16 protein-coding genes are annotated in these 22,812 nt (G+C 70.2%); 12 read left to right on the top strand and 4 right to left on the bottom strand.

Annotation, left to right across the window (positions count from 1 at the left end):
• The first annotated feature begins 593 nt into the window (after positions 1-593).
• The 5 genes from ileS (at position 594) to EGM46_RS05720 (ending at position 7,041) form a co-directional block, all read left to right on the top strand.
• Positions 594-3,983: an isoleucine--tRNA ligase gene (ileS, locus tag EGM46_RS05740; RefSeq protein ID WP_125099210.1), complete on the top strand. Its 3,390-nt coding sequence runs from the start codon at positions 594-596 to the stop codon at positions 3,981-3,983.
• Complete coding sequence (locus EGM46_RS05735) at positions 3,980-5,329, top strand: bifunctional folylpolyglutamate synthase/dihydrofolate synthase (RefSeq protein WP_125099209.1); 1,350 nt, start codon at positions 3,980-3,982, stop codon at positions 5,327-5,329. Before ileS ends, EGM46_RS05735 begins: the two co-directional genes overlap by 4 nt.
• Complete coding sequence (locus tag EGM46_RS05730) at positions 5,326-5,802, top strand: DUF4233 domain-containing protein (RefSeq protein WP_241156206.1); 477 nt, start codon at positions 5,326-5,328, stop codon at positions 5,800-5,802. The genes EGM46_RS05735 and EGM46_RS05730 overlap by 4 nt, the downstream gene beginning before the upstream one ends.
• A gap of 99 nt (positions 5,803-5,901) precedes the next feature.
• Positions 5,902-6,318, top strand: coding sequence for a nucleoside-diphosphate kinase (ndk, locus tag EGM46_RS05725; RefSeq protein ID WP_125099207.1), 417 nt, complete (start codon positions 5,902-5,904; stop codon positions 6,316-6,318).
• A gap of 99 nt (positions 6,319-6,417) precedes the next feature.
• Positions 6,418-7,041, top strand: a complete 624-nt coding sequence (locus EGM46_RS05720; protein ID WP_164512818.1) for an endonuclease III domain-containing protein — start codon at positions 6,418-6,420, stop codon at positions 7,039-7,041.
• On the opposite strand, the gene ilvD is transcribed toward EGM46_RS05720, so the two are convergent.
• Positions 7,038-8,897: a dihydroxy-acid dehydratase gene (ilvD, locus tag EGM46_RS05715; protein ID WP_125099205.1), complete on the bottom strand. Its 1,860-nt coding sequence runs from the start codon at positions 8,895-8,897 to the stop codon at positions 7,038-7,040. The two genes, EGM46_RS05720 and ilvD, sit on opposite strands and share 4 nt — an antisense overlap.
• Positions 8,898-8,970: 73 nt before the next feature.
• Here ilvD and EGM46_RS05710 point away from each other — a divergent pair, with 73 nt between their 5' ends.
• Positions 8,971-9,858 (top strand): helix-turn-helix transcriptional regulator, encoded by an 888-nt coding sequence (locus EGM46_RS05710; protein WP_125099204.1) that lies wholly within the window; start codon positions 8,971-8,973, stop codon positions 9,856-9,858.
• Positions 9,859-9,868: 10 nt separating this feature from the next.
• Positions 9,869-11,065: a winged helix-turn-helix domain-containing protein gene (locus EGM46_RS05705; protein WP_125099203.1), complete on the top strand. Its 1,197-nt coding sequence runs from the start codon at positions 9,869-9,871 to the stop codon at positions 11,063-11,065.
• Between the two features lie 358 nt (positions 11,066-11,423).
• Here the strand turns inward: EGM46_RS05705 and EGM46_RS05700 are convergent, their stop codons facing one another.
• Complete coding sequence (locus tag EGM46_RS05700; protein WP_125099202.1) at positions 11,424-11,951, bottom strand: DIP1984 family protein; 528 nt, start codon at positions 11,949-11,951, stop codon at positions 11,424-11,426.
• 136 nt (positions 11,952-12,087) lie between these two features.
• Between EGM46_RS05700 and uvrB the strand changes: the two genes are divergently transcribed.
• Both uvrB and EGM46_RS05690 read left to right on the top strand, forming a co-directional pair.
• Positions 12,088-14,178: an excinuclease ABC subunit UvrB gene (gene uvrB, locus EGM46_RS05695; RefSeq protein ID WP_125099201.1), complete on the top strand. Its 2,091-nt coding sequence runs from the start codon at positions 12,088-12,090 to the stop codon at positions 14,176-14,178.
• 50 nt (positions 14,179-14,228) lie between these two features.
• Complete coding sequence (locus tag EGM46_RS05690) at positions 14,229-15,011, top strand: helix-turn-helix transcriptional regulator (protein ID WP_125099200.1); 783 nt, start codon at positions 14,229-14,231, stop codon at positions 15,009-15,011.
• Here EGM46_RS05690 and EGM46_RS05685 read toward each other — a convergent pair.
• Positions 14,987-15,388 carry a VOC family protein gene (locus EGM46_RS05685; RefSeq protein ID WP_125099199.1) on the bottom strand — a complete coding sequence of 134 codons (402 nt, stop codon included), beginning with the start codon at positions 15,386-15,388 and terminating at the stop codon, positions 14,987-14,989. The genes EGM46_RS05690 and EGM46_RS05685 overlap by 25 nt on opposite strands.
• Positions 15,389-15,800: 412 nt before the next feature.
• Entirely contained in the window at positions 15,801-16,664 is an 864-nt protein-coding gene (locus tag EGM46_RS05680) for a siderophore-interacting protein (RefSeq protein ID WP_125099198.1), read from the bottom strand.
• 193 nt (positions 16,665-16,857) lie between these two features.
• Here EGM46_RS05680 and uvrA point away from each other — a divergent pair, with 193 nt between their 5' ends.
• The 3 genes from uvrA to rapZ all read left to right on the top strand — a co-directional run bounded on the left by uvrA (position 16,858) and on the right by rapZ (position 22,753).
• Positions 16,858-19,797: an excinuclease ABC subunit UvrA gene (gene uvrA / locus EGM46_RS05675; protein ID WP_125099197.1), complete on the top strand. Its 2,940-nt coding sequence runs from the start codon at positions 16,858-16,860 to the stop codon at positions 19,795-19,797.
• A 137-nt stretch (positions 19,798-19,934) separates the two neighbouring features.
• Positions 19,935-21,878, top strand: coding sequence for an excinuclease ABC subunit UvrC (gene uvrC / locus EGM46_RS05670; protein ID WP_125099252.1), 1,944 nt, complete (start codon positions 19,935-19,937; stop codon positions 21,876-21,878).
• On the top strand, positions 21,875-22,753 hold the full coding sequence (rapZ, locus tag EGM46_RS05665) for an RNase adapter RapZ (protein ID WP_125099196.1): 879 nt from the start codon (positions 21,875-21,877) through the stop codon (positions 22,751-22,753). The genes uvrC and rapZ overlap by 4 nt, the downstream gene beginning before the upstream one ends.
• Positions 22,754-22,812 lie beyond the last annotated feature (59 nt).

Here is a 22,812-nt window from a genome sequence, read left to right as displayed (position 1 = left end):
AACGGGCGCTGTGGAGCGGGCGGCCACTCGATGGCCAGATCTCTATTGCGGGGCGGAATTCGGCGGGCGCCGCATCGCACGTGCAGTTCGTCGACTCTCGACGATGCGTCTGACGGTGATGTTCCTGCGGGCAGGGCGGCGCGCCGGTGCCAAATCGCACTCAACGCTGTCCTCGACGCTAACAACCGAGCGCGACGTTGCGCAAGGGAAGTCGCGGAGAGACGCGCACCGAACACATGCTCTTATTCAAGCTGATCAGGAATTTTAGTAACGTCGGGTTGTTACGTGTTCGTTACCTATGAGGGTGCGTGCGGCGGAACTGAGTAGCCGGGACGGCGGCGTGCGCGGCCCGTTCAGGGTCGCGGTGCGGCCCTGCGCTACACTGGCCTGAGCGACTGCGATCCGGCCATCACCGGGGAGTCTTCGGAAGAACCTGGCGCCTCACCGCGCCGGCAGTAGACCCGAACGGTCACGGCCCGTTACCGCCGAACGAAGTGGGATCCCAGGCACTGGGAGACAAGCGGGGTGGTACCGCGGGCCAACGGCTCGTCCCGGCAGCACGTTGAACGATGTCCGGACCACGAAGGAACCTCATGCCGTACCCCCAGCAGCCCACCGGTCCCCAGGCGGCGGGCAGCGCAGCCGCACCAGGCGCAGCGTTCGGCGTCGCGCCCTCACCGAGCTTCCCCGAACTCGAGACGCGCGTGCTCGAGTTCTGGCGCGCCGACGACACCTTCCAGGAATCGATCCGCCAGCGCGAGGGCGCCGAGGAGTGGGTGTTCAACGACGGCCCGCCCTTCGCGAACGGGCTCCCGCACTACGGCCACCTGCTGACGGGCTACGCCAAGGACGTGTTCCCGCGCTATCAGACCATGCGCGGCAAGAAGGTGGAGCGGCGCTTCGGCTGGGACACGCACGGTCTCCCCGCCGAGCTCGAGGCCATGAAGCAGCTCGGGATCACCGAGAAGAGCGAGATCGAGGAGATGGGCGTCGCCGCCTTCAACGCGGAGGCGCGCTCCTCCGTGCTCCGCTACGTCGACGAGTGGGAGGCGTACGTCACCCGCCAGGCGCGCTGGGTGGACTTCGAGCACGGCTACAAGACGCTCAACCTCGGCTACATGGAGAGCGTCATCTGGGCGTTCAAGCAGCTGTACGACAAGGGCCTCGCCTACGAGGGCTCGCGCATTCTGCCCTACTGCTGGCGCGACGAGACCCCCCTCTCGAACCACGAGCTGCGCATGGACGACGACGTCTACCAGATGCGCCAGGATCCCTCGGTGACGGTGACGTTCCCGCTCGCCGGGGATCGCGCCGCCGCGCTCGGGCTCGCCGACGTGCGCGCGCTCGCCTGGACGACGACGCCGTGGACGCTGCCGACGAACCTCGCGCTCGCGGTCGGCCCGGCGATCACGTACGCGGTCGTGCCGGCCGGACCAGCGGGTGCCGCGGACGGTGCCGCCGCGGGTGCCGCGGAGTACCTGCTCGCCATCGACCTCGTCGGCGCGCACGCGAAGGAGCTCGGCTACGAGTCGCCCGAGGCGGCCCGCGACGCCGTCGCGCGCACCGTCACGGGCGCCGAGCTCGCCGGCGTGCGCTACGCGCGCCTCTTCGACTACTACGCCGACGCCGAGGTGTGGGGCACGGAGGAGGCCTGGCAGATCCTGGTCGACGACTACGTCTCGACGAGCGACGGCACCGGCATCGTGCACCAGGCGCCGGCCTACGGCGAGGACGATCAGCGCATCGCCACCGCCGCGGGGATCCCCACCATCGTGAGCGTTGACGACGGCGGCCGCTTCCTGAACTCGGTGCCCGACGTGGCCGGCGAGCTCTGGATGGACGCCAACCGGCCGCTCATCCGCCAGCTCCGCGAGCGCGGGCGCCTCCTCCGCGAGGCGAGCTACGAGCACTCCTACCCGCACTGCTGGCGCTGCCGCAACCCGCTGATCTACAAGGCGGTGTCGAGCTGGTTCGTGCGCGTCACCGACATCAAGGAGCGCATGCTCGAGACGAACGAGGAGATCACCTGGGTCCCCGCGAACGTCAAGCACGGGCAGTTCGGCAAATGGCTCGAGGGCGCGCGCGACTGGTCGATCAGCCGCAACCGCTTCTGGGGCAGCCCGATCCCGGTCTGGAAGAGCGACAACCCGGACTTCCCGCGCGTCGACGTCTACGGCTCGGTCGCGGAGCTCGAGGCCGACTTCGGTGAGCTGCCGCGCAACGCGGACGGCGAGATCGACCTGCACCGCCCCTACATCGACGAGCTCACCCGCCCGAACCCCGACGATCCGAGCGGGCAGTCGACGATGCGGCGCATCGAGGACGTGCTCGACGTCTGGTTCGACTCGGCCTCGATGCCGTTCGCCCAGGCGCACTACCCGTTCGAGAACCAGGACTGGTTCGACACGCATCAGCCCGCCGACTTCATCGTCGAGTACATCGGGCAGACCCGCGGCTGGTTCTACGTGCAGCACGTGCTCGCCACCGCGCTCTTCGACCGGCCGGCGTTCACGAACGTGATCAGCCATGGCATCGTGCTCGGCTCCGACGGCAACAAGATGTCGAAGTCGCTGCGCAACTACCCGGACGTGAACGAGGTGTTCACCCGCGACGGCTCCGACGCGATGCGCTGGTTCCTCATGGCGTCGCCCGTGGTGCGCGGCGGCAACCTCGTGGTCACCGAGGAGGGCATCCGCGAGGGCGTGCGCCAGTTCATCCTGCCGCTCTGGAACAGCTGGTACTTCTTCAGCCTCTACGCGAACGCCGACGGGATCACCGCGACGCGCCGCACGGGCTCGACGGACCCGCTCGACCGCTACATTCTCGCGAAGACGGGGGACCTCGTGCGCGAGGTCGGCGCCCACCTCGACGGGCTCGACACGACCTCGGCCGCCGAGGCGCTGCGCGCCTTCGCGGAGGTGCTCACGAACTGGTACGTGCGCCGCTCCCGCGACCGCTTCTGGGAGGGCGTGCACGGTGAGAACGGAAAGCCGGAGAACGCGCAGGCCTTCGACACGCTGTACACCGTGCTCGAGACCGTCGCGCGCGTGGCCGCGCCCCTCGCGCCGCTCGTCACCGAGGAGCTGTGGCGCGGACTCACGGGCGGCCGCTCCGTGCACCTGAGCGAGTGGCCGGACGCCGCGGAGTTCCCCGTCGATCCCGAGCTGGTCGCCGCGATGGACGAGGTGCGCCAGATCACCTCGCAGGCGCTCGCGCTCCGCAAGGCGCGCCGCCTGCGCGTGCGGCTCCCGCTCGCCGAACTGACGGTGGTCACCGCGCGGCCGGCCGCGCTCGAACCGTTCGCCGCGATCCTGCGCGAGGAGCTCAACGTGAAGCACGTGCAGCTCATCGAGCAGACCGAGTCGAGCGCAGCGGACCACGGCGTCGTGCAGACCCTCGCGGTGAACGCCCGCGCCGCCGGGCCGCGCCTCGGCAAGCAGGTGCAGCAGGCCATCAAGGCCGCAAAGTCGGGTGACTGGGCCGAGACCGACGGCGTGGTGGTTGCCGGCGGCATCGCGCTCGAACCGCACGAGTACGAGCTCACGCTGCGCGTGGGCGACGGCTCCGACGAGGGCCCGGCGCTCGGCCTGATCCCGGGCGGCGGCTTCGTGCTGCTCGCGACCGAGACCACGCCGGAGCTCGAGGCCGAGGGCGTCGCGCGCGACGCGATCCGCGCCGTGCAGGAGGCGCGCAAGAACGCCGGCCTCGACGTCTCCGACCGGATCGTGCTCGCGCTGAACGCCGAGCCGGCGCACGCCGCCGCGCTGCAGACGCACTCCGCGCTCATCGCGGCCGAGACGCTCGCGGTCGGCATCGCGGTCCAGGAGGCGATCGGCATCGACGCGATCGTCGACGATCTCCAGTCGCCTGGCGGGGGCGTCTTCATCACCGGCGCGAAGGCGATCGGCGTCGAGAAGGCCCCGATCGTGATCACCATCGACACGACCGGGCTCGACGCGCCGGACGCGGAGGCCGCACGATGAGCGCGGTGAGCGCCGCGGAGCGCGTGTACGAGGCGCTCCTCGAGCGCGTCGGCGAGGCGAATCCGCGCCCGCGCATCGAGCCGGTGCGCCGGCTCGCCGAGCTGGCCGGCTCGCCGCAGCTCTCCGTCCCGGTGATCCAGGTCGCCGGCACGAACGGGAAGACCTCGACGAGCCGCGCCATCGAGTCGCTGCTGCGCGCGCACGGGCTGCGCACCGGGCTGTTCACGAGCCCGCACCTCGTCGACTTCACCGAGCGCTTCCAGCTCGACGGCGAGCCCATCGCCGGCGAGATGCTCGCGGCCGCGTGGGACGAGCTGCAGGCGCCGCTCGCGATCGTCGACGCCGAGCTCGAGGACGCCGGCCACGGCCGGATCACCTTCTTCGAGGCGCTCGCCGTGCTCGCGTTCACCGCGTTCGCCGACGCCCCCGTCGACGTCGCCGTGATCGAGGTCGGCATGGGCGGCGAGTGGGACGCCACGAACATCGTGGACGCGCAGGTGGCCGTGTTCACCCCGATCGACCTCGACCACACCGCGATCCTCGGGCCCGACATCGAGACGATCGCCCGCACGAAGGCCGGCATCATCAAGCCCGGCAGCGTCGTCGTGTCCGCCGAGCAGGATCCGGCAGCCGCCGAGGAGCTGCGCGCCGCGGCCGAGCGGCTCGACACCCCCTTCGCGCTCGCGGGTCGCGACTTCGCGCTGACCGACGACCGCCTCGCGGTCGGCGGACGCATGATCACGGTCTCCGGCATCGCGGGGGTGACGTACGCGCCGACGTTCGTGCCGCTCTTCGGGCATCACCAGGCCCAGAACGCCGCACTCGCGATCGCCGTCGTCGAGGCGTTCTTCGGCGCGGAGCGCGGCATCTCCGAGGAGGTGCTCGAGGAGGGCTTCGGCCAGCTCACCTCGCCCGGGCGACTGCAGCTCATCGGCACCGAGCCGGTCGTGTACGTCGACGCCGCGCACAACCCGCACGGCGCCGAGGCGCTCGCGCGGGCCGTCGCCGAGTCGTTCAACTTCGACGAGCTTGCGCTCGTCGTCGGCGTGCTCGAGGAGAAGGACGCCGCCGGCGTGCTCGCGGCGCTCGCGCCGATCGCGCACCGCGTGACGCTCACGCCGGTCGACTCGCCGCGCAGCACGGGAGCCGCGGAACTCGCGCGGGTCGCCGCTGATGAGGTGCCGGACACGCCGGTGGAGATCGCCGAGTCGCTGCCCGAGGCGCTGGACGAGGCGCGCGGGTGGGCCGGCCGCGCGCCGGGCCGCGGCGTGCTCGTCGTCGGATCGGTGCTCCTCGCCGGCGAAGCGATCGCGTTTGCACGCGCAGAGGGATGGGGGACCGTATGAACCGCGACCACGCCACGCCGAACGGCGGCGACACCCCCGACGAGCCCGAGCTCACGCTCTCGCCGTCGGAGACCGTCGCCCACAACTCCGCGATGCGCATCTCCGGTGCGCGCCGCGGCGGCACCTCAACGCAGAAGGCGCTCGCGTCGATCGTGCTCGGCTTCGAGCTGATCGTCGTCGTGCTCATCGGCCTCACGCTCTTCGGCCTCGGCACGCTCGAACCGCGCGAGCTCGGCCTGTACATCGGCGGCGCCCTCGCCGTGGTGATCATCGCCGGGCTCGCGACCGTGCGCTTCGGCCGCGTGGGCATCACGATCGGCTGGATCGTGCACGCGCTCATGCTCGCCACCGCGTTTATCCTCCCGATGGCGCTCATCGTCGGCCTCCTCTTCACCGCGCTGTGGGTCTACTGCATGGTGAAGGGCAGCCAGATGGACCGCGACCGCGCCGCCTGGATCGCCGCGCAGGAGTAACGCGCCGAGCGCCGCTAGACTAGTGCGCCGGGCGGCTGAGGCCCACGCACTCGCCCCACCCACACGACCACCCGAACCATTCCGCACGAAGGAGCCTGCATGTCCGCAGAAGAAACGCTCATCCTGGTCAAGCCCGACGGCGTGGCACGTGGCCTGACGGGGGAGATCCTCCGCCGCATCGAGGCGAAGGGCTACCGGATCACCGATCTGCGTATGCTCACCGCCAGCCGCGAGCTGCTCGCCGAGCACTACGAGGAGCACGCGGGCAAGCCCTTCTTCGAGCCCCTGCTCGAGTTCATGTCCTCCGGCCCCGTGGTCGCCGTGCGCGCCGAGGGCAACCGCGTGATCGAGGGGTTCCGCTCGCTCGCCGGCGCGACCGACCCGACGGCCGCCGCGCCGGGCACCATCCGCGGCGACCTCGGCCGGGACTGGGGCGTTGCCGTGCAGCAGAACCTCGTCCACGGCTCGGACTCCACGCTCTCGGCTGAGCGCGAGCTCGGCCTCTGGTTCGCGTAGCGAACGGAGCGCGTGCGGCGGTTCGACCCTCAGCGGGTCGGGCCGCCGCTGTGGTGTCGGGCGGTGCGCGCGCGTGATGCCGCTCGCTACGCTGGGATGATGCTCGATCTCCGCCGCGCCGCCGAACGCCTCACCGCCGCGCTCGGCCGGCAGGACTGGTGGCCGGCCGAGACCCCGTTCGAGATGATGCTCGGCGCGATCCTCGTGCAGAACACCCGGTGGCACAACGTGACACTCGCGATGACCCGGCTGCGTGAGGCTGGACTCCTCGATCCCGATCCGTGGGCTGGCGCGACGGACGAGACGGTGCTGGCCGCGATCCACTCCTGCGGCTTCCACCGCGCGAAGCTCCGCGCCACGCGCGGCCTGGCCGAGTGGATGCGCGCGGCGGGCGGCGCCGAACTGCGGCACCCGGTGCGCCCCGATCCCGAGCTGCGGTCCGAGCTGCTCGCGCTGCCGGGAGTGGGGGAGGAGACCGCGGACGCGATCCTGCTCTACGCGTTCGATCGGCCAGCGTTCCTCTACGACGCGTACGCGCGGCGCATGTTCGGCGCGCTCACCGGTGCGGAGCCTGCCTCCTACGCGGCCGCCAGGCGGACGCACGCCAGTGACGTTGCCGCCGCGGGCTTCACGCTCGACGAACTGCAGCAGCTCCACGCGCTCATCGACGAGTTCGGGAAACTCGTTGCCGACGGCGCGCGGAGCTGGGCGGAGCTCCGTTAGAACGTGTCGGGGATGACCCGCACCGCGCCCTTGTCCGCCGACTGCGCGAACGCGGCATACGCGCGCAGCGCGTCGGTGATGGGGCGCACACGATCCTTCGGGCGGTAGCCGCCAGCGGCCTCGAGCGCGGCACGGCGGCGATCCAGCTCAGCGTCCGGCACGTCGAGCGTGAGCGCCCGCGTCGGAATGTCGATGGAGATGATGTCGCCGTCCTCGACGAGCGCGATCACGCCGCCGCTCGCGGCCTCCGGCGAGATATGCCCGATCGAGAGGCCCGAGGTGCCGCCGGAGAACCGGCCGTCGGTGATGAGCGCGCAGGCCTTGCCGAGGCCGCGACCCTTCAGGAACGAGGTGGGGTAGAGCATCTCCTGCATGCCGGGGCCGCCCTTCGGGCCCTCGTAGCGGATCACCACGACGTCGCCCTCGGTGACCTGCTTGTTGAGGATCTTCTCGACCGCCTCGTCCTGCGACTCGCAGACCACGGCGGGGCCCGAGAACGTCCAGATCGATTCGTCGACGCCTGCGGTCTTCACGACGGCGCCGTCGACGGCGATGTTGCCGCGCAGCACGGCGAGGCCGCCGTCCTTCGAGTAGGCGTGCTCCACCGAGTGGATGCAGCCGTGCTCCTGATCAAGGTCGAGCTCCCGCCAGCGCTCGGACTGCGAGAACGCGGTGGAGGATCGCACCCCGCCCGGCGCCGCGTGGAAGAGCTCGAACGCCTCCTCGCTCGCGCTGCCGCCGCGGATGTCCCACTCGTCGAGCCACTCGCCGAGCGTCTGCGCGTGCACCGTGTGCACGTTCTCGTCGAGCATGCCGCCGCGGCGGAGCTCGCCGAGCAGCGCGGGGATGCCGCCCGCGCGGTGCACGTCCTCCATGTAGTACGTCTTGCCGTTCGCCACGTTGGGCGCCACCTTCGCGAGGCACGGCACCCGGCGCGACACCGCGTCGATCTCGGTGAGGCCGAAGTCGACGCCCGCCTCGTGCGCCGCGGCGAGCAGGTGGAGGATCGTGTTCGTCGAGCCGCCCATCGCGATGTCGAGCGCCATCGCGTTCTCGAACGCCGCCGGGGTGGCGATGCTGCGCGGCAGGACGCTCGCGTCATCGTCGTCGTAGTAGCGGCGCGTGATGTCGACCACGGTCTTGCCGGCGTTCTCGTAGAGCGCCTTGCGCGCGGTGTGCGTGGCGAGCGTCGAGCCGTTGCCCGGCAGGGACAGGCCGATCGCCTCGGTGAGGCAGTTCATCGAGTTCGCCGTGAACATGCCGGAGCAGGAGCCGCACGTCGGGCAGGCCGACTCCTCGATCTTCTGAATGTCCTCGTCGGAGACGTTCTCGTTCACCGCCTCGGAGATGGCGTCGACGAGGTCGAGCGTGCGCACCATGCCGTTGGCGAGCACCGCGCGGCCGGACTCCATGGGGCCGCCGGAGACGAACACCGTCGGGATGTTCAGGCGCAGCGCTGCGAGCAGCATGCCCGGCGTGATCTTGTCGCAGTTCGAGATGCAGATGAGCGCGTCGGCGCAGTGCGCGTTGACCATGTACTCGACGGAGTCGGCGATGAGGTCGCGCGACGGCAGCGAATACAGCATGCCCCCGTGCCCCATCGCGATCCCATCATCGACCGCGATCGTGTTGAACTCGCGCGGGATGCCGCCGGCCTCGGTGATCGCGTCCGAGACGATGCGGCCCACCGGGGCGAGGTGCGTGTGGCCGGGCACGAACTCGGTGAAGGAGTTCGCCACCGCGATGATCGGCTTCCGCCCGAGGTCGGCGCCGTTGACGCCGGCCGCGCGGAAGAGCGCACGCGCGCCCGCCATGTTGCGGCCATGGGTGACGGTGAAGGAACGATAGGTCGGCATGTGACCATTCAGCCACAGTGGGCGCGGGGTGGGGAGGGAGTGTTTGTACTAGTACTGCTGATACTATGATCTGATGATTCGGCCACGGACCCCGCGGGGGGAGCAGCTCGGCGAGTTCCTCACTGCGCGGCGGCGCGCCCAGCCGCGGGCTGAGCACGGCCTGCCGCCCGGCACCCGGCGCAGCGAGGTGGGCCTCAGCCGCGAGGAGGTGGCCACGCTCTCCGGGATCAGTGTCAGCTGGTACACCTGGCTTGAGCAGGGGCGCGAGATCAACGCGTCGCGGCAGGTGCTCGCCGCCGTGGCCCGCGTGCTGCGGCTCACCGACTCCGAGAGCGAGTACGTGTTCGCGCTCGCCGGGCCGGGGCGCGAGCCGGTGTCGGTTCCGGCCGACCGCGCCCCCGCGCACCTGCTCCACCTCATCGCCGCGTTCGATTTCCCCGCATTCATCCTCGCGAGCGACTGGACGATCGTCGGCTGGAACGCGGGCTACGAGTGGCTCTACGGCTCCATCGCCACCACCGCACCCGCGGACCGCAACCTCCTCCGCTTCGTCTACACGGACCCCCGGCTGCGCGACATCCTGCCCAACTGGGAGCTCGACAGCCGCAGCTTCCTCGCCGAGTTCCGCGCGGAGTCCGGCGTTCGATTGGGATCCGCGCGGCACAGCGCCGTGGTGCAGAGCCTCATCGAGGAGAGCCCCGACTTTCGCGCGCACTGGGCCGAGCAGTCGGTGGTGCGCTTCCGCTCCCGCCTGCGCACCTTCCTGCACCCCGAGGCGGGGGAGCTCGTGTTCGAGCACCACCGGCTCGTCCCGTCCGACGCGCCGGAGCTGCACATCGTGATGTACCCGCCGGCGGGGGATGGTCGCGGGGCTGGTGGCGGTGGCGGGGCTGATGGTGGTGGTGGCGGGGCTGGTGCTGGTGTTGATGCTGGTTCTGGTGATGTCGGTGGCCTCCGCTAGCGTTTCCTCCATGACCGACACTCTCAGCGCTGCGGAGGCGCGCCGCATCGCACTCGCGGCGCAGGGCTTCTCCGGCTCCCCGCGGCTCCGCACACGCCGCCCGTTCGATCCCGCGCTCGGCGCGCTGCACGTCCTGCAGATCGACTCGGTGAATGTGTTCTCCCGGAGTCACTACCTCCCCGTGTTCTCCCGGCACGGCGCGTACGCGCACGCGGCGCTCGACCGGCAGCTGTGGGAGAGCGGCGAGTACACGGAGTACTGGGCGCACGAGGCGGCCTTCATCCCGGTGGGCGACCGGCCGCTCTTCGGCTGGCGCATGGCCGACTTCCGCGCGCGGTTCGCGGCGAACGGCCGCGCCGAGCGGCTCGCGCCCGAGATCGCGCGCCTGCGTGCCCTGCTCGCCGACGGCCAGCCGCGCTTCGTGCGCGAACTCGAGGAGGGGCCGCGCGAGAAGCGCGGGCCGTGGTGGGACTGGAGCGACACGAAGCACGCCGTCGAGGTGATGTTCGCGGAGGGCGAGGTGGTGTCGGCGGGTCGCGAGGGCTTCCAGCGCCGATACACGCTCGCCGATCTCGCGCTTCCCGACGCCGCGCTCGCCGAGGTGCCGAGGGCGGAGGCGCAGCGGCGGCTCATCGCGCAGGCCGCGCGCTCGCTCGGCGTCGGCACGCTCGCGGATCTCGCCGACTACCACCGGCTGAAGGCCGCCCCGGCGCGCGAGGCCGTGCGCGCGCTTGAGGAGTCCGGGGAGCTCGTGCCCGTCAGGGTCGCCGGCTGGAACCGCGCGTCCGGCACCCCGGAGCGCGCGTGGCTGCACCGCGATGCGCGGCTGCCCGCGCGCCTCGCGCCCGACGCGCTGCTCACCCCGTTCGATCCGGTGGTGTGGTTCCGCCCGCGCGCCGAGCGCCTGTTCGACTTCCACTACCGCATCGAGATCTACACGCCGAAGGAGCAGCGCAAGTTCGGCTACTACTGCCTGCCGCTCATGGTGGGCGGCCGGCTCGCTGGGCGGATCGACTTGAAGGCGGACCGGGCTGGCCGCGTGCTGCTCGTGCAGGCCGCCTGGCAGGAGGATGGGGCGCCGGCGCGCACCGCGGAGGCGGCGGTCGCCCTGCTCGCGCGCGCTGCCGCGTGGCAGGCGCTTGACGAGGTGCGCGTCTCGGGCGTCGGAAACCTGCGGCTGCCGGCGAGCTTCGCTGCGGCGGAGTGAGCCGTCGGCGCTGCCGTGCCCGGCCGCCCGCCGATCCCGCGCCGAAACCGCGCGGATCTTTCGAGATCGCGTAGATTCAGGCGAGAATGCGAGCGTTCTCGAGAAATCCGCTCGATCTCACACGCGGAGAGTCCCCGATCCCACCCTCCCGACTCAATCCCGACACGCGGTTGTGCGCGGTGCGCGGTGGCTGGTCACCTGTGCGCAGTGCTGGGCTGCACTGTGCGGTGAGGGCTGCCCGCCACCCAACAAGAGCCAGAGTTGCCCGTCTGGCGCGGGGTGTGCCCGCTGATCGAGTCGGTACCGACTCCGCCATATGCAGTTGTGTCTGGATGCGCGGTTCGCGCCGAGCGCGTGCCTAGTCGGCAATGAGGTCGTTCGCCCAGTTGGCCTGCTGCACGCGCGCATCGAGCTCGCGCAGCTCCCTGGCGAGCTCGTCGGCCTGCGCGTGGAGGGCCGGCACCTCGAGCGCGCTGACCTCGCGCAGCTCGGAGCGCATCTGGCGGAAGCCTGCCCCGCTCTGCGCTGCCTCGGCGGCCTCGATCGTGATCGCGTGACGCAGACGCAGACTGTCGCGGCGTGCGAGCGCGTCGGTCATCGTGACCGTCTGCGCCGGTGCCGTCCCCGTGTCGCGGCGGCGACCGCCAGTGCCGCGCGTGGGCGTCTGGGGGAGCTCGAGCTCGATCGCCGAGTTCGTCGCGTTGATGCTGCGCACCAGCTGCTCGAGTTCGCCGACGGCGAGCGCGGCCTCGGTGAGCAGCGCCGTCGCGTCCTCGCTCGGCGCCTCGCCCTCCTGATAACGCGCGTTCGCGACGATGCGTGAGCGGAGCTGTGCAATGCGCTTCTGCGTGTCGGCGCGGAGCGCCAGCGCTTCTGCGAGTTTCACCCGGTGCCTCAATTCTCGTGGTGTGCGCGACGGAATCGCCAGGCTAGCACGGCACGGCACGCAAAATCTGTGCGGGATCGGGTGCTGAGCATCGATCCCGATCCGAATGTCAGAGGGTACGGCTAGTCTTTTTTGCATGGAACCCACGCGCAGTGTCCGCCCCTTCGAGGTGATCAGCGAGTACGAGCCGAGCGGCGATCAGCCCAAGGCGATCGCCGAGCTCGCCGACCGCATCAACGCAGGTGAAACCGACGTGGTGCTGCTCGGCGCGACGGGTACGGGCAAGTCGGCGACGACGGCCTGGCTCATCGAAGCGGTGCAGCGGCCAACGCTGGTGCTCGCGCACAACAAGACGCTGGCGGCGCAGCTCGCGAGTGAGTTTCGGGAGCTACTGCCGAACAACTCGGTCGAGTACTTCGTGAGCTACTACGACTACTACCAGCCCGAGGCGTACGTGCCCCAGACGGACACGTTCATCGAGAAGGACTCGTCGGTGAACGCCGAGGTGGAGCGGCTGCGCCACTCGACCACGAACGCGCTGCTCAGCCGGCGCGACACGGTGGTGGTCTCGACCGTGTCGTGCATCTACGGTCTCGGGAAGCCGGAGGAGTACTACGAGGCGATGGTGCCGCTCGTTGTGGGGGATGTGCTCAACCGCGATGTGCTGCTGCGACGCTTTGTCGACATGCAGTATCAGCGCAACGACATCGAGTTCGTGCGCGGGAACTTCCGGGTGCGTGGCGACACGGTGGAGATCATCCCCATGTACGAGGAGCTCGCGATCCGCATCGAGTTCTTCGGTGACGAGATCGAGGCGCTCTACTACCTGCACCCGGTCACGGGCGACGTGATCAAGCAGGTCGAGACCGTCTCGGTGTTCCCCGGCTCGCACTACGTCGCGAGCCGAGAGGTCATGAATCGGGCGATGGGCACTATCTCCGAGGAGCTCGACGCGCGGCTCGACGAGCTGAAGCGGCAGAACAAGCTGGTGGAGGAGCAGCGCCTGCGCATGCGCACCACCTTTGACCTCGAGATGATGGAACAGATCGGGTTCTGCTCGGGCATCGAGAACTACTCGCGCCACGTCGACGGGCGCGCGCCGGGTGAGGCGCCCCACTGCCTGCTCGACTACTTCCCCGACGACTTCCTCGTGGTGATCGACGAGTCCCACGTCACCGTGCCGCAGATCGGCGCGATGTACGAGGGCGACGCGTCGCGCAAGCGCACCCTGGTCGATCACGGATTCCGACTGCCGAGCGCGCTGGACAACCGTCCGCTCACGTTCGGCGAGTTCAACGACCGGGTGGGGCAGATCGTGTACCTCTCGGCGACGCCGGGCAAGTACGAGCTCGAGCGCGCCGACGGCATCGTTGAGCAGATCATCCGCCCCACCGGGCTCATTGATCCCGAGATCGTGATCAAGCCGAGCGAGGGGCAGATCGATGATCTGCTGGAGGAGGTGCGCGCACGCGCCGAGCGCGATGAGCGCGTGCTGGTCACCACCCTGACGAAGAAGATGGCGGAGCAGCTCACCACCTTCATGGAGGAGGCCGGGGTGCGCGTGCGCTACCTCCACTCCGATGTGGATACGCTGCGCCGAGTGGAACTCCTCACCGAACTGCGCGCCGGCGTGTACGACGTGCTCGTCGGCATCAACCTGCTGCGCGAGGGACTCGACCTTCCCGAGGTCTCGCTCGTGGCGATCCTCGACGCGGACAAGGAGGGCTTCCTCCGCTCAAGCACCTCGCTCATCCAGACGATCGGCCGCGCGGCGCGTAACGTGTCGGGCCAGGTGCACATGTACGCCGACAAGATCACGCGTTCCATGCGCGAGGCGATCGACGAGACGAACCGTCGACGCGAGATCCAGATCGCCTACAACACCGAGCACGGCATTGATCCGCAGCCGCTTCGCAAGAAGATCGGCGATATCACGGCGATGCTCGCGCGCGAGGCCGCCGACACCGAGGACGTGCTCTCGCGTTCGGGCGCGCACGCGCAGCGGAAGGGCGATTCGCCGCAGCGCGCGAAGGGCAAGGCCGCGGCGCGCGCCGGTGCGATCGCGGCGGAGGGCTCGGCGCAGCTGGAGCAGCTGGTCAGCGAACTCACCGAGCAGATGCTCGCCGCGGCGGAGGAGCTGAAGTTCGAGCTGGCTGCGCGCCTGCGCGACGAGGTATCCGAGCTGAAGCGCGAGCTCCGCACCATGGACGCCGCGGGGCACCGCTAGCCGCGTGGCGGCGCTGATGGGTGCGGGGCGACGCTGATGGGTGCGGGGCAGTGCGCGTGATCGAGGAGCGGCTGGTTCCCGGCGTCGGGACGCTCTGGTGGAGCCGGGTGGACGTGCAGGGCCGTGCGGCCCGGGGAGACGGGCCCGAGCGAGAATCCCAGGCCCACCGGTCGTTCGTCATCCCCGCGGACGGCAGCGCAGACCTCATCCTGCGGGATGACGAGCTGCTCGTCGCAGGTCCCTCGACGCGCGCCATTCACGCGCGTGGCGGGGCCGGGGGAGTCACGGTCGGGCTGCGGTTCGCACCCGGCGCGGCTGGGGTGGCGCTCGCGCAGAACGCCGCTCCGCTCCGCGATGGCCAGCTCGCGGGGGCCGCGGTGCTCACGCCGGCCCAGTGTCGCGCGGCCCGCGACCTGCTCCGCCGAGTCCGGGACGGTGCTGCGGCCGAGGGCGGCGCGGATCGTGCCTCGCGAGTGCGCCATATCGAGCGCGCGTTTGCGCCCGAGATCGCGGCTCACGCGGGGTGGCACGCCGCGGTCCGCCGGGCCGCCGCCCGCGGGCACGCCGCACACCAGCTTGCCGCTGAGCTGGGGTACTCGGAGCGGCAACTTCGGCGACGTATGACCGAGCACTTCGGCTACGGCTTCGCGAGCCTGCGCCGGGTCGTCCGCGCGGAGCGGGCCCTGGCGCTGCTCCGCGCAGGATGGGCCCCCGGGCGGGTGGCCGCGCAGTCCGGATACGCGGACCAGGCGCACCTCACCAGGGATTTTGTCGCGCTCGTGGGCGCCACCCCTGGTCAGCTCGCCGTCTACGCGGCCGGGAGCGCCGCGTAGAGGTCGACGGCGTTGCCGTCGGGATCGTGCACGGTCGCGTAGCGCTGGCCCCATGGTGCGTCCCACGGCGCGGTCGCGGCGGCTTCGGGGAACGCGGCGATGATGTCCGCGTACGCCGCATCGACGGCCGCGGGGGAGTCTGCCTCACAGGCGAAACCGATGCGCCCGGCGCCACTCGGCAGCACGAAGTCGGGGTTGAAGCTGTGGATGGTGCTGAGCGGATCCCACGCGAGGGTGGTACCGCCGGGGAGCATTACCTCGACGTGGGGTTCAGCGTCGAGGCCCTCGGGGATGTCGAGGCCGAGCTTCCGGTAAAAGGCGAGTGACGCGCCGAGGTCGCTCGTCACGATGCCGATGAAGTTGAGTGCGAGTGTCATGTGCCCAGCGTATGCGCCTCCCGGCCGCAGGCTCTTGAACAAAACGGCCGTAACCGCCGCGCCGCACCGCGCCCTCCCGAACTTCCACCGAGTGTGATCCGCTTCCCTCACCCCAAACCGCCCCAATCTCGCAGCAATCACCCGGACCGCGCCCGCTCCCGGGGTGCCCAGGCCCGGGCACCCCGGGAGCCTGAGCCCCCGTCACCGTCCCACGCCGTTCCCCACACTTTGTTGGGGTTTGAGTCACTCTTGCCCCGGCTCAGTGGATCAAACCCCCACTAAATGGGAGAAAGGTCCTGGCTGGGAGGGAGAGGGGGGCGGGGGTCAGGGCGAGAGGCTGGGGCCGGGGGCGGGCAGGGGCCGAGCGGGGCCTGGGAGGGCAGCGCGAGCCGGTGGGGGCGCCCGCCCGCGGCTACAGCTGGCCGATCGGCTCGCGCTTCTCCGCCTGGAACGCGTCCTCGCGGCGACCATATGCCCAGTACGGGGAGAGCGAAAGCTGCGCTCGGTCAAGCCCGCGCTCGTCGGTGAAGTAGGGGCGCAGCGCCTTCATCGCGCCCCGCTCGCCGTGCACGAAGACCTGCACACGGCCAGGGCGCCACTCCGCGGCGCGCACCGCGTCGACCAGCACAGACGAGGTGCCGGCCGGCGCCGCGCCGCGGTGTACCCACCGCACCGCGATCCCCTCGGGGGCCGCGAGCGCGAGCTCGTCCTCCGGTCCGCCAACCTCAATGAGGGCGGTGCCGACCGCGTCGGCCGGCATCGCCTCGAGCGCCGCCGCGATCGCCGGGATCGCCGCCTCGTCCCCGGCGAGCAGGTGCCAGTCCGCGCTGGGATCCGGGGCATAGCCGCCGCCGATGCCGCGCAGCACCACCACGTCGCCCGGCTGCGCCCGATCCGCCCACGGTCCGGCGACACCGTCGTCGCCGTGCGTCACGAAGTCGATCCAGATCTCGCCGGCCGCCGCGTCGAAGCGGCGAATCGAATAGGTGCGGGTCGACGGCAGCTGCTCGGGGGAGAGCTCGGCGCGGAGCGCGTCGAGGTCGTACGGCGGCGTGAGCGGGGTATCCGGCTGGCAGAACAGCATCTTGCTGTACGCGTCGGTCTTGCCGTTCGGCTCGATCTCCGCCAGGCCAGGCCCGCCCGCGATGATGCGAACGAGGTGCGGCGAGAGTTGGATCCGCTCGCGCACCTCGAGCACGATCTGCGGCCGCGCGGGGCGCGCGGGACGCGCGGATGCGGGCACCTGACCGGCGGGGGTGGGTGCGGAAGCGCTCATGGGAACCTCAATCGTCAGATGAATGCAGCACCCTCCACCCTGGCACACCCCGGAATTTCCCGCCAGTGCCGGCGCGGGTGCCGGCGTGGGTGCAGGCGTGGCTGAAGCGGTGCGAAACCGCGTCGCGCGCGGAAGCCGCGGGGGAATCGCACATATGTTCGAATTTTCAGCCGGCGCATCGTAAGATGGTGGGGTGAGCTCGAAGAACCCCGCACCGATCCGTTCCTCCGCCGCGCACGCGCAAATCAGCGTGCAGGGCGCCCGCGTCCACAACCTGCAGAACGTGGACTTGGCGATCCCGCGCGACTCGATGGTGGTGTTCACGGGTCTCTCCGGGAGTGGGAAGTCGAGCCTCGCGTTCGACACGATCTTCGCGGAGGGCCAGCGCCGCTATGTCGAGTCGCTGAGCGCGTACGCGCGCCAGTTCCTCGGCCAGGTGGATCGCCCCGACGTCGACTTCATCGAGGGGCTGAGCCCCGCGGTGTCGATCGATCAGAAGTCAACGAACCGCAACCCGCGCTCCACGGTCGGCACGATCACCGAGATCTACGACTACATGCGACTGCTGTGGGCGCGGATCGGCGTGCCGCACTGCGCGGTGTGCGGGGAGCGGATCGCCTCGCAGACCGTGCAGCAGATCGCAGATCAGCTGATGGAGCTTGAGGAGCGCACCCGGTTCCAGGTGCTCGCGCCGGTGGTGAGCAAGAAGAAGGGGGAGTTCGTCGATCTCTTCCAGGAGCTCGCGGCGAGCGGGTACTCGCGCGCGCACGTCGACGGCGAGGTGATCCAGCTCTCCGATCCGCCGAAGCTGAAGAAGCAGGTGAAGCACGACATCTCCGTGGTGATCGACCGCCTGGTTGCCGGCCCCGACGTGCTGGGGCGCCTCACCGACTCGCTCGAGACCGCGCTGCGGCTCTCCGGTGGGCTCGTGACGATCGACTTCGTGGACCGCGACGCGGACGCCGAGGACCGGACGCAGCTGTTCTCCGAGCACCTCTCGTGCCCCAACCAGCACCCCGTGCAGCTCACCGAGATCGAGCCGCGCACGTTCTCCTTCAACGCGCCGTTCGGCGCGTGCGGCACCTGCTCCGGCCTCGGCACGAGCATGTCGGTCGACGACGACCTCGTGCTCGGCGATCCCGAGCTGTCAATCAGTGAGGGTGTCATCGTGCCCTGGACGAGCCAGGGGAAGAGCCTCTACCAGTACTACGAGAAGCTGCTCGTCGGCCTCGCGAACGACCTGGAGTTCTCGCTCGACACCCCCTGGGGTGAGCTGAGCGAGGACGTGCGTGAGGCCGTGCTCCGCGGCAACAACTTCAAGGTCAACGTGCGCTGGAAGAACCGCTTCGGCCGCGAGGTGAAGTACTCCTCCGGCTTCGAGGGCGTCATCCCGTTCATCGAGCGGCAGTACGCGGAGGCCGAGAGCGACACGAAGCGCGACCGGTGGTCCGAGTTCCTCCGCGAGGTGCCCTGCCACGCGTGCAACGGCCAGCGCCTCAAGCCCGAGGTGCTCGCGGTCACAGTGAACGAGCAGTCGATCGCCGGCGTCGGCGAGTTCAGCCTGAGCGACGCCAAGCGGTTCTTTGACGATGTGACGCTCACCGACCGCGAGGCGAAGATCGCCGCGCAGGTGCTCCGCGAGATTCGGCTCCGATTCGACTTCCTCATCGAGGTGGGCCTCGGCTACCTGACGCTCGCTCGCGGCGCCGGCACGCTCTCGGGCGGCGAGGCGCAGCGCATTCGCCTGGCCACCCAGATCGGTTCGGGACTCACCGGCGTGCTCTACGTGCTCGACGAGCCGTCCATCGGGCTGCACCAGCGCGACAACCGCCGGCTCATCGAGACCCTCATCAAGCTGCGCGACCTCGGCAACACCCTGATCGTGGTGGAGCACGACGAGGAAACGATCGAGGCGGCCGACTGGATCGTCGACATTGGCCCCGGCGCGGGCGTCGAGGGCGGCACCGTGGTGCACTCGGGCGAGTACGCCGAGCTGATCGCGAACACGCGCTCCATCACGGGCGACTATCTCGCCGGGCGGCGCTCGATCGAGACCCCGAAAACGCGCCGCAAGCGCGACCGGAAGCGCGAGCTGAAGGTGGTGGGCGCGCGCTCGAACAACCTGCAGAACGTCGACGCGGCCTTCCCGCTCGGCGTGATGACCGCCGTGACCGGTGTTTCCGGCTCTGGCAAGTCGACCCTCGTCAACGACATCCTGTACCGGGTGCTCGCGAACCAGCTGAACGGCGCGCGCCTCGTGCCGGGCAAGCACACCCGCGTGACCGGGCTCGAGCACCTCGACAAGGTGGTGCACGTCGACCAGGCACCCATCGGGCGCACCCCGCGCTCCAACCCGGCGACCTACACTGGGGTGTTCGACAAGATCCGGAACCTCTTCTCCGAGACCCCCGAGGCGAAGACCCGCGGCTACCTCCCCGGGCGCTTCAGCTTCAACGTGAAGGGCGGGCGCTGCGAGGCGTGCTCCGGCGACGGCACGCTCAAGATCGAGATGAACTTCCTCCCCGACGTGTACGTCGCGTGCGAGGTGTGCGGTGGCTCGCGCTACAACCGCGAGACGCTGCAGGTGCGCTACAAGGGCAAGAACATCTCCGAGGTGCTGGAGATGCCGATCGCCGAGGCCGAGGAGTTCTTCGCGCCGATCTCGTCGATCCATCGCTACATGAAGACGCTCGTCGATGTCGGCCTCGGCTACGTTCGCCTGGGGCAGAGCGCGACGACGCTCTCGGGCGGCGAGGCGCAGCGCGTGAAGCTCGCAACCGAGCTGCAGAAGCGCTCGAACGGGCGCAGCATCTACGTGCTCGACGAGCCGACGACCGGCCTGCACTTCGAGGACGTGCGGAAGCTCCTGCTCGTCCTGAACGGGCTCGTCGACAAGGGCAACACGGTGATCACGATCGAGCACAACCTCGACGTGATCCGCAGCGCCGACTGGGTCATCGATCTCGGGCCGGAGGGCGGCTCGGGTGGCGGCACGATCCTCGCGGAGGGCACGCCGGAGCAGCTCGCGAAGCACCCGGAGAGCCACACCGGCCGCTTCCTCAGCGAGGTACTGGAGGGCTGGGCCGCGAAGTCCGCGCGCGCGGTGGAAGCGAGCGCGAAGGCGAGCGCGTGATCGCCGTCTCCGGCGGCATTGAGGGGCCGCACGCCGCGGCCCCGCCGGACGGCGAGCCGGCCGAGCGCGGCAGCGATCCCGCGCAGCTGGGCAGCGATCCCGCGGAGTCCATCAGCGATCCCGCACCGCAGATCGGGATCGCTGATGGCCGCGCCGCGTTCCGGCCGGCGCAGGGCGAGATCCCGACCGCGCCGGGGGTGTACCGCTTTAGCGACAAGTACGGTCGCGTGCTCTACATCGGGAAGGCGAAGAACCTCCGCGCCAGGCTCGCGAACTACTTCCAGCCGCTGCACTCGCTCATGCCGCGGACGCGGCGGATGCTCGCGCTGGCCGCGAAGCTTGACTGGACGGTCGTCGCCACGGACACGGAGTCACTGGTCCTCGAGCACACGTGGATCACGGAGTTCAAGCCGCCCTTCAACGTGCAGTTCAAGGACGACAAGACCTACCCCTACCTTGCCGTGACGCTGCGGGAGGAGTCGCCGCGGCTCATCATCACCCGCAACGAGAAGATTCGCGGGGCGCGCTACTTCGGCCCGTACCCGAAGGTGTGGGCGCTGCGCGAGACCACCGCGCTGCTGCAGCAGGCGTTCCCGATTCGCACCTGCAACGATGCCGACTACAAGCGGGCGATGTCGAGCGGGCGGCCCTGCCTGGCCGGGCAGATCGGACGGTGCAGCGGGCCGTGCTCGCAGCTGCTCACAATCGAGGAGCATCGGGCGCGCGTCGAGGAGCTCGTCGCGTTCCTCGCTGGCGGGGATACGAGTCACCTGCGGGTGCTGCAGGCCGGAATGCGCGAGGCCGCCCGCGAGCAGCGCTACGAGGACGCCGCCCGCATGCGGGATCAGGTGCAGGCGGTCGAGCACGTGCTGGAGAAGAACGCGGTCGTGCTCGGGCACGACGTGAACCTCGACGTGTTCGGGCTCCGCGCCGACGAGCTCGCCGCTGCGGCCCACCAGTTCATCATTCGCGGAGGCCGGATCCGGGGCGAGCGGAGCTGGATCGTTGACGTCGAGCTCGACGATTCGCCGAGCACCCTGCTCGAGCAGGTGGTGCAGTCGGCCTACGAGGGCGAGCGGGAGCCGCCGCCCGAGATCCTCGTGCCGCTGTTGCCCGAAGGGGCCGACGCGCTCGAGAACGCGCTGAGCGCGCAGCGCCCGCGGCGGGGCCGGGTGCGGGTGCGCGTCCCCGAGCGTGGCGAGAAGGTGCAGCTGATGGAGCGCGCCGTGCTGAACGCGGGGGAGCACCTGATCCGGCACAAGCTGAAGCGCGCCGCCGACCTCACCGCGCGCACGGACGCGCTCGCCGAGCTCCAGCGCGCACTCGGCATGGCCGAGGCGCCGCTCCGGATCGAGTGCATCGACGTCTCGCACCTGCAGGGCACCGGCGTGGTTGCGTCGCTCGTCGTGTTCGAGGATGGCCTGCCAGCCAAGGGCGCGTACCGGAAGTACCGCATCGAGGAGACCACCGACGACACCGACTCCATCTTCCAGGTGGTGTCGCGGCGCGCAGCGCAGCTGAACGCGGCGCGCGAGGCGGGGGAGCAGCCCAACGGGATCTACCGTGACCGCCCGCAACTCCTCATCGTGGACGGCGGCGAGCCGCAGGTGAAGGCCGCGGCTCGCGCGCTGCGCGAGGCGGGGATCACCGACGTCGCGCTGTGCGGCGTCGCGAAGCGCCTGGAGGAGCTGTGGCTGCCGGAGGATCCGTTCCCGGTGATCCTGCCGCGCACGAGCGAGGCGCTCTTCCTCGTGCAGCGCGTGCGTGACGAGGCGCACCGCTTCGCGATCACGTTCCAGCGCCAGCGGCGCAGCACGGCGATCGCGAGCCAGCTCTCCGAGATCCCCGGCCTCGGGCCGAAGCGCGTGCAGGGGCTGCTCAAGCACTTCGGTTCCGTTGCGCGCCTGCGTTCGGCGACGTACGATGAGCTCTCGTCCGCGCCCGGGCTCGGCCCGAAGCTCGCGGAGCAGGTGCGCGCGCACCTGGGGGCGAGCGCAGAGGATTCCGCCTCCGATGGAGGCGCTGACGCTAAGCTGGAAGGGGCGTCCACGGCGGAGCCAGGCGAGGAGGGAAGCGCATGAGCGAGGTGGAATCCACGCAGGAGATTCTGATCGTGACCGGGATGTCCGGGGCGGGGCGGAGTACCGTCGCGAACACCCTGGAGGATCTTGGCTGGTACGTCGTCGACAATCTGCCGCTGTCACTGCTGAAGACGCTCGCCGACATGGCAGATCGCTCGGGAGGTGCCCTGCCCAAGATTGCGGCCGTCGTTGACGTTCGCGGCCGTGACCTGTTCGCGGATATTCAACACACCGTGAACGAGCTTCGGGAAAACGCCACCGTGCGTGTGGTGTTCCTTGACGCAACCGATGAGATCCTCGTGCGCCGCTATGAGTCGGTGCGGCGCCCGCACCCCTTCCAAGCGGAGGCTGGCAGCCTGCTCGACGGCATCCGCCTCGAGCGCGATCGGCTCCAGGAACTGCGTGCGTCGAGCGACGTCGTGATTGATACCTCGCGGTATAACGTGCACAATCTGTCGACCGCAACCCGCGAGTTGTTCTCCGACGACAACACGCCCGGCCTGCAGCTCTCAGTGGTGAGCTTCGGCTTCAAGTACGGGGCCCCCACCGACGTCGACCTCATGGTCGATATGCGCTTCCTGCCGAACCCCTTCTGGGAGCCCGAGCTGCGCGCCCTCACGGGCGTTGACGCGGAAGTCAAGGACTACGTGCTCAGCCGAGATGGCGCGGCCGAGTTCCTCGACAACTACGTTGCGGCGCTCACTCCAGTGCTCGCCGGCTTCCAGCGGGAGAACAAGCGACACGCCTCGCTCGCGGTAGGATGCACCGGCGGCAAACATCGTTCTGTCGCCACTGCACGCGAGCTCGCTGATCGACTCGCGGGCCTTCCGGGCGTCAGTGTCAGTCTGCGCCACCGCGACCTCGGTCGCGAGTAAATTCTGCAGTGCTGCGCAGGCGCCCCGCCTTCCCATTCCTGATTTTTGAGAGGACTCAT

Origin of the sequence: Leucobacter chromiireducens (assembly GCF_003917135.1) — a bacterium.
Classification (GTDB): domain Bacteria; phylum Actinomycetota; class Actinomycetes; order Actinomycetales; family Microbacteriaceae; genus Leucobacter; species Leucobacter chromiireducens_A.
The sequence above is the reverse complement of the archived record's forward strand: the minus strand, read 5'-3'. Positions and strand labels throughout refer to the sequence as shown.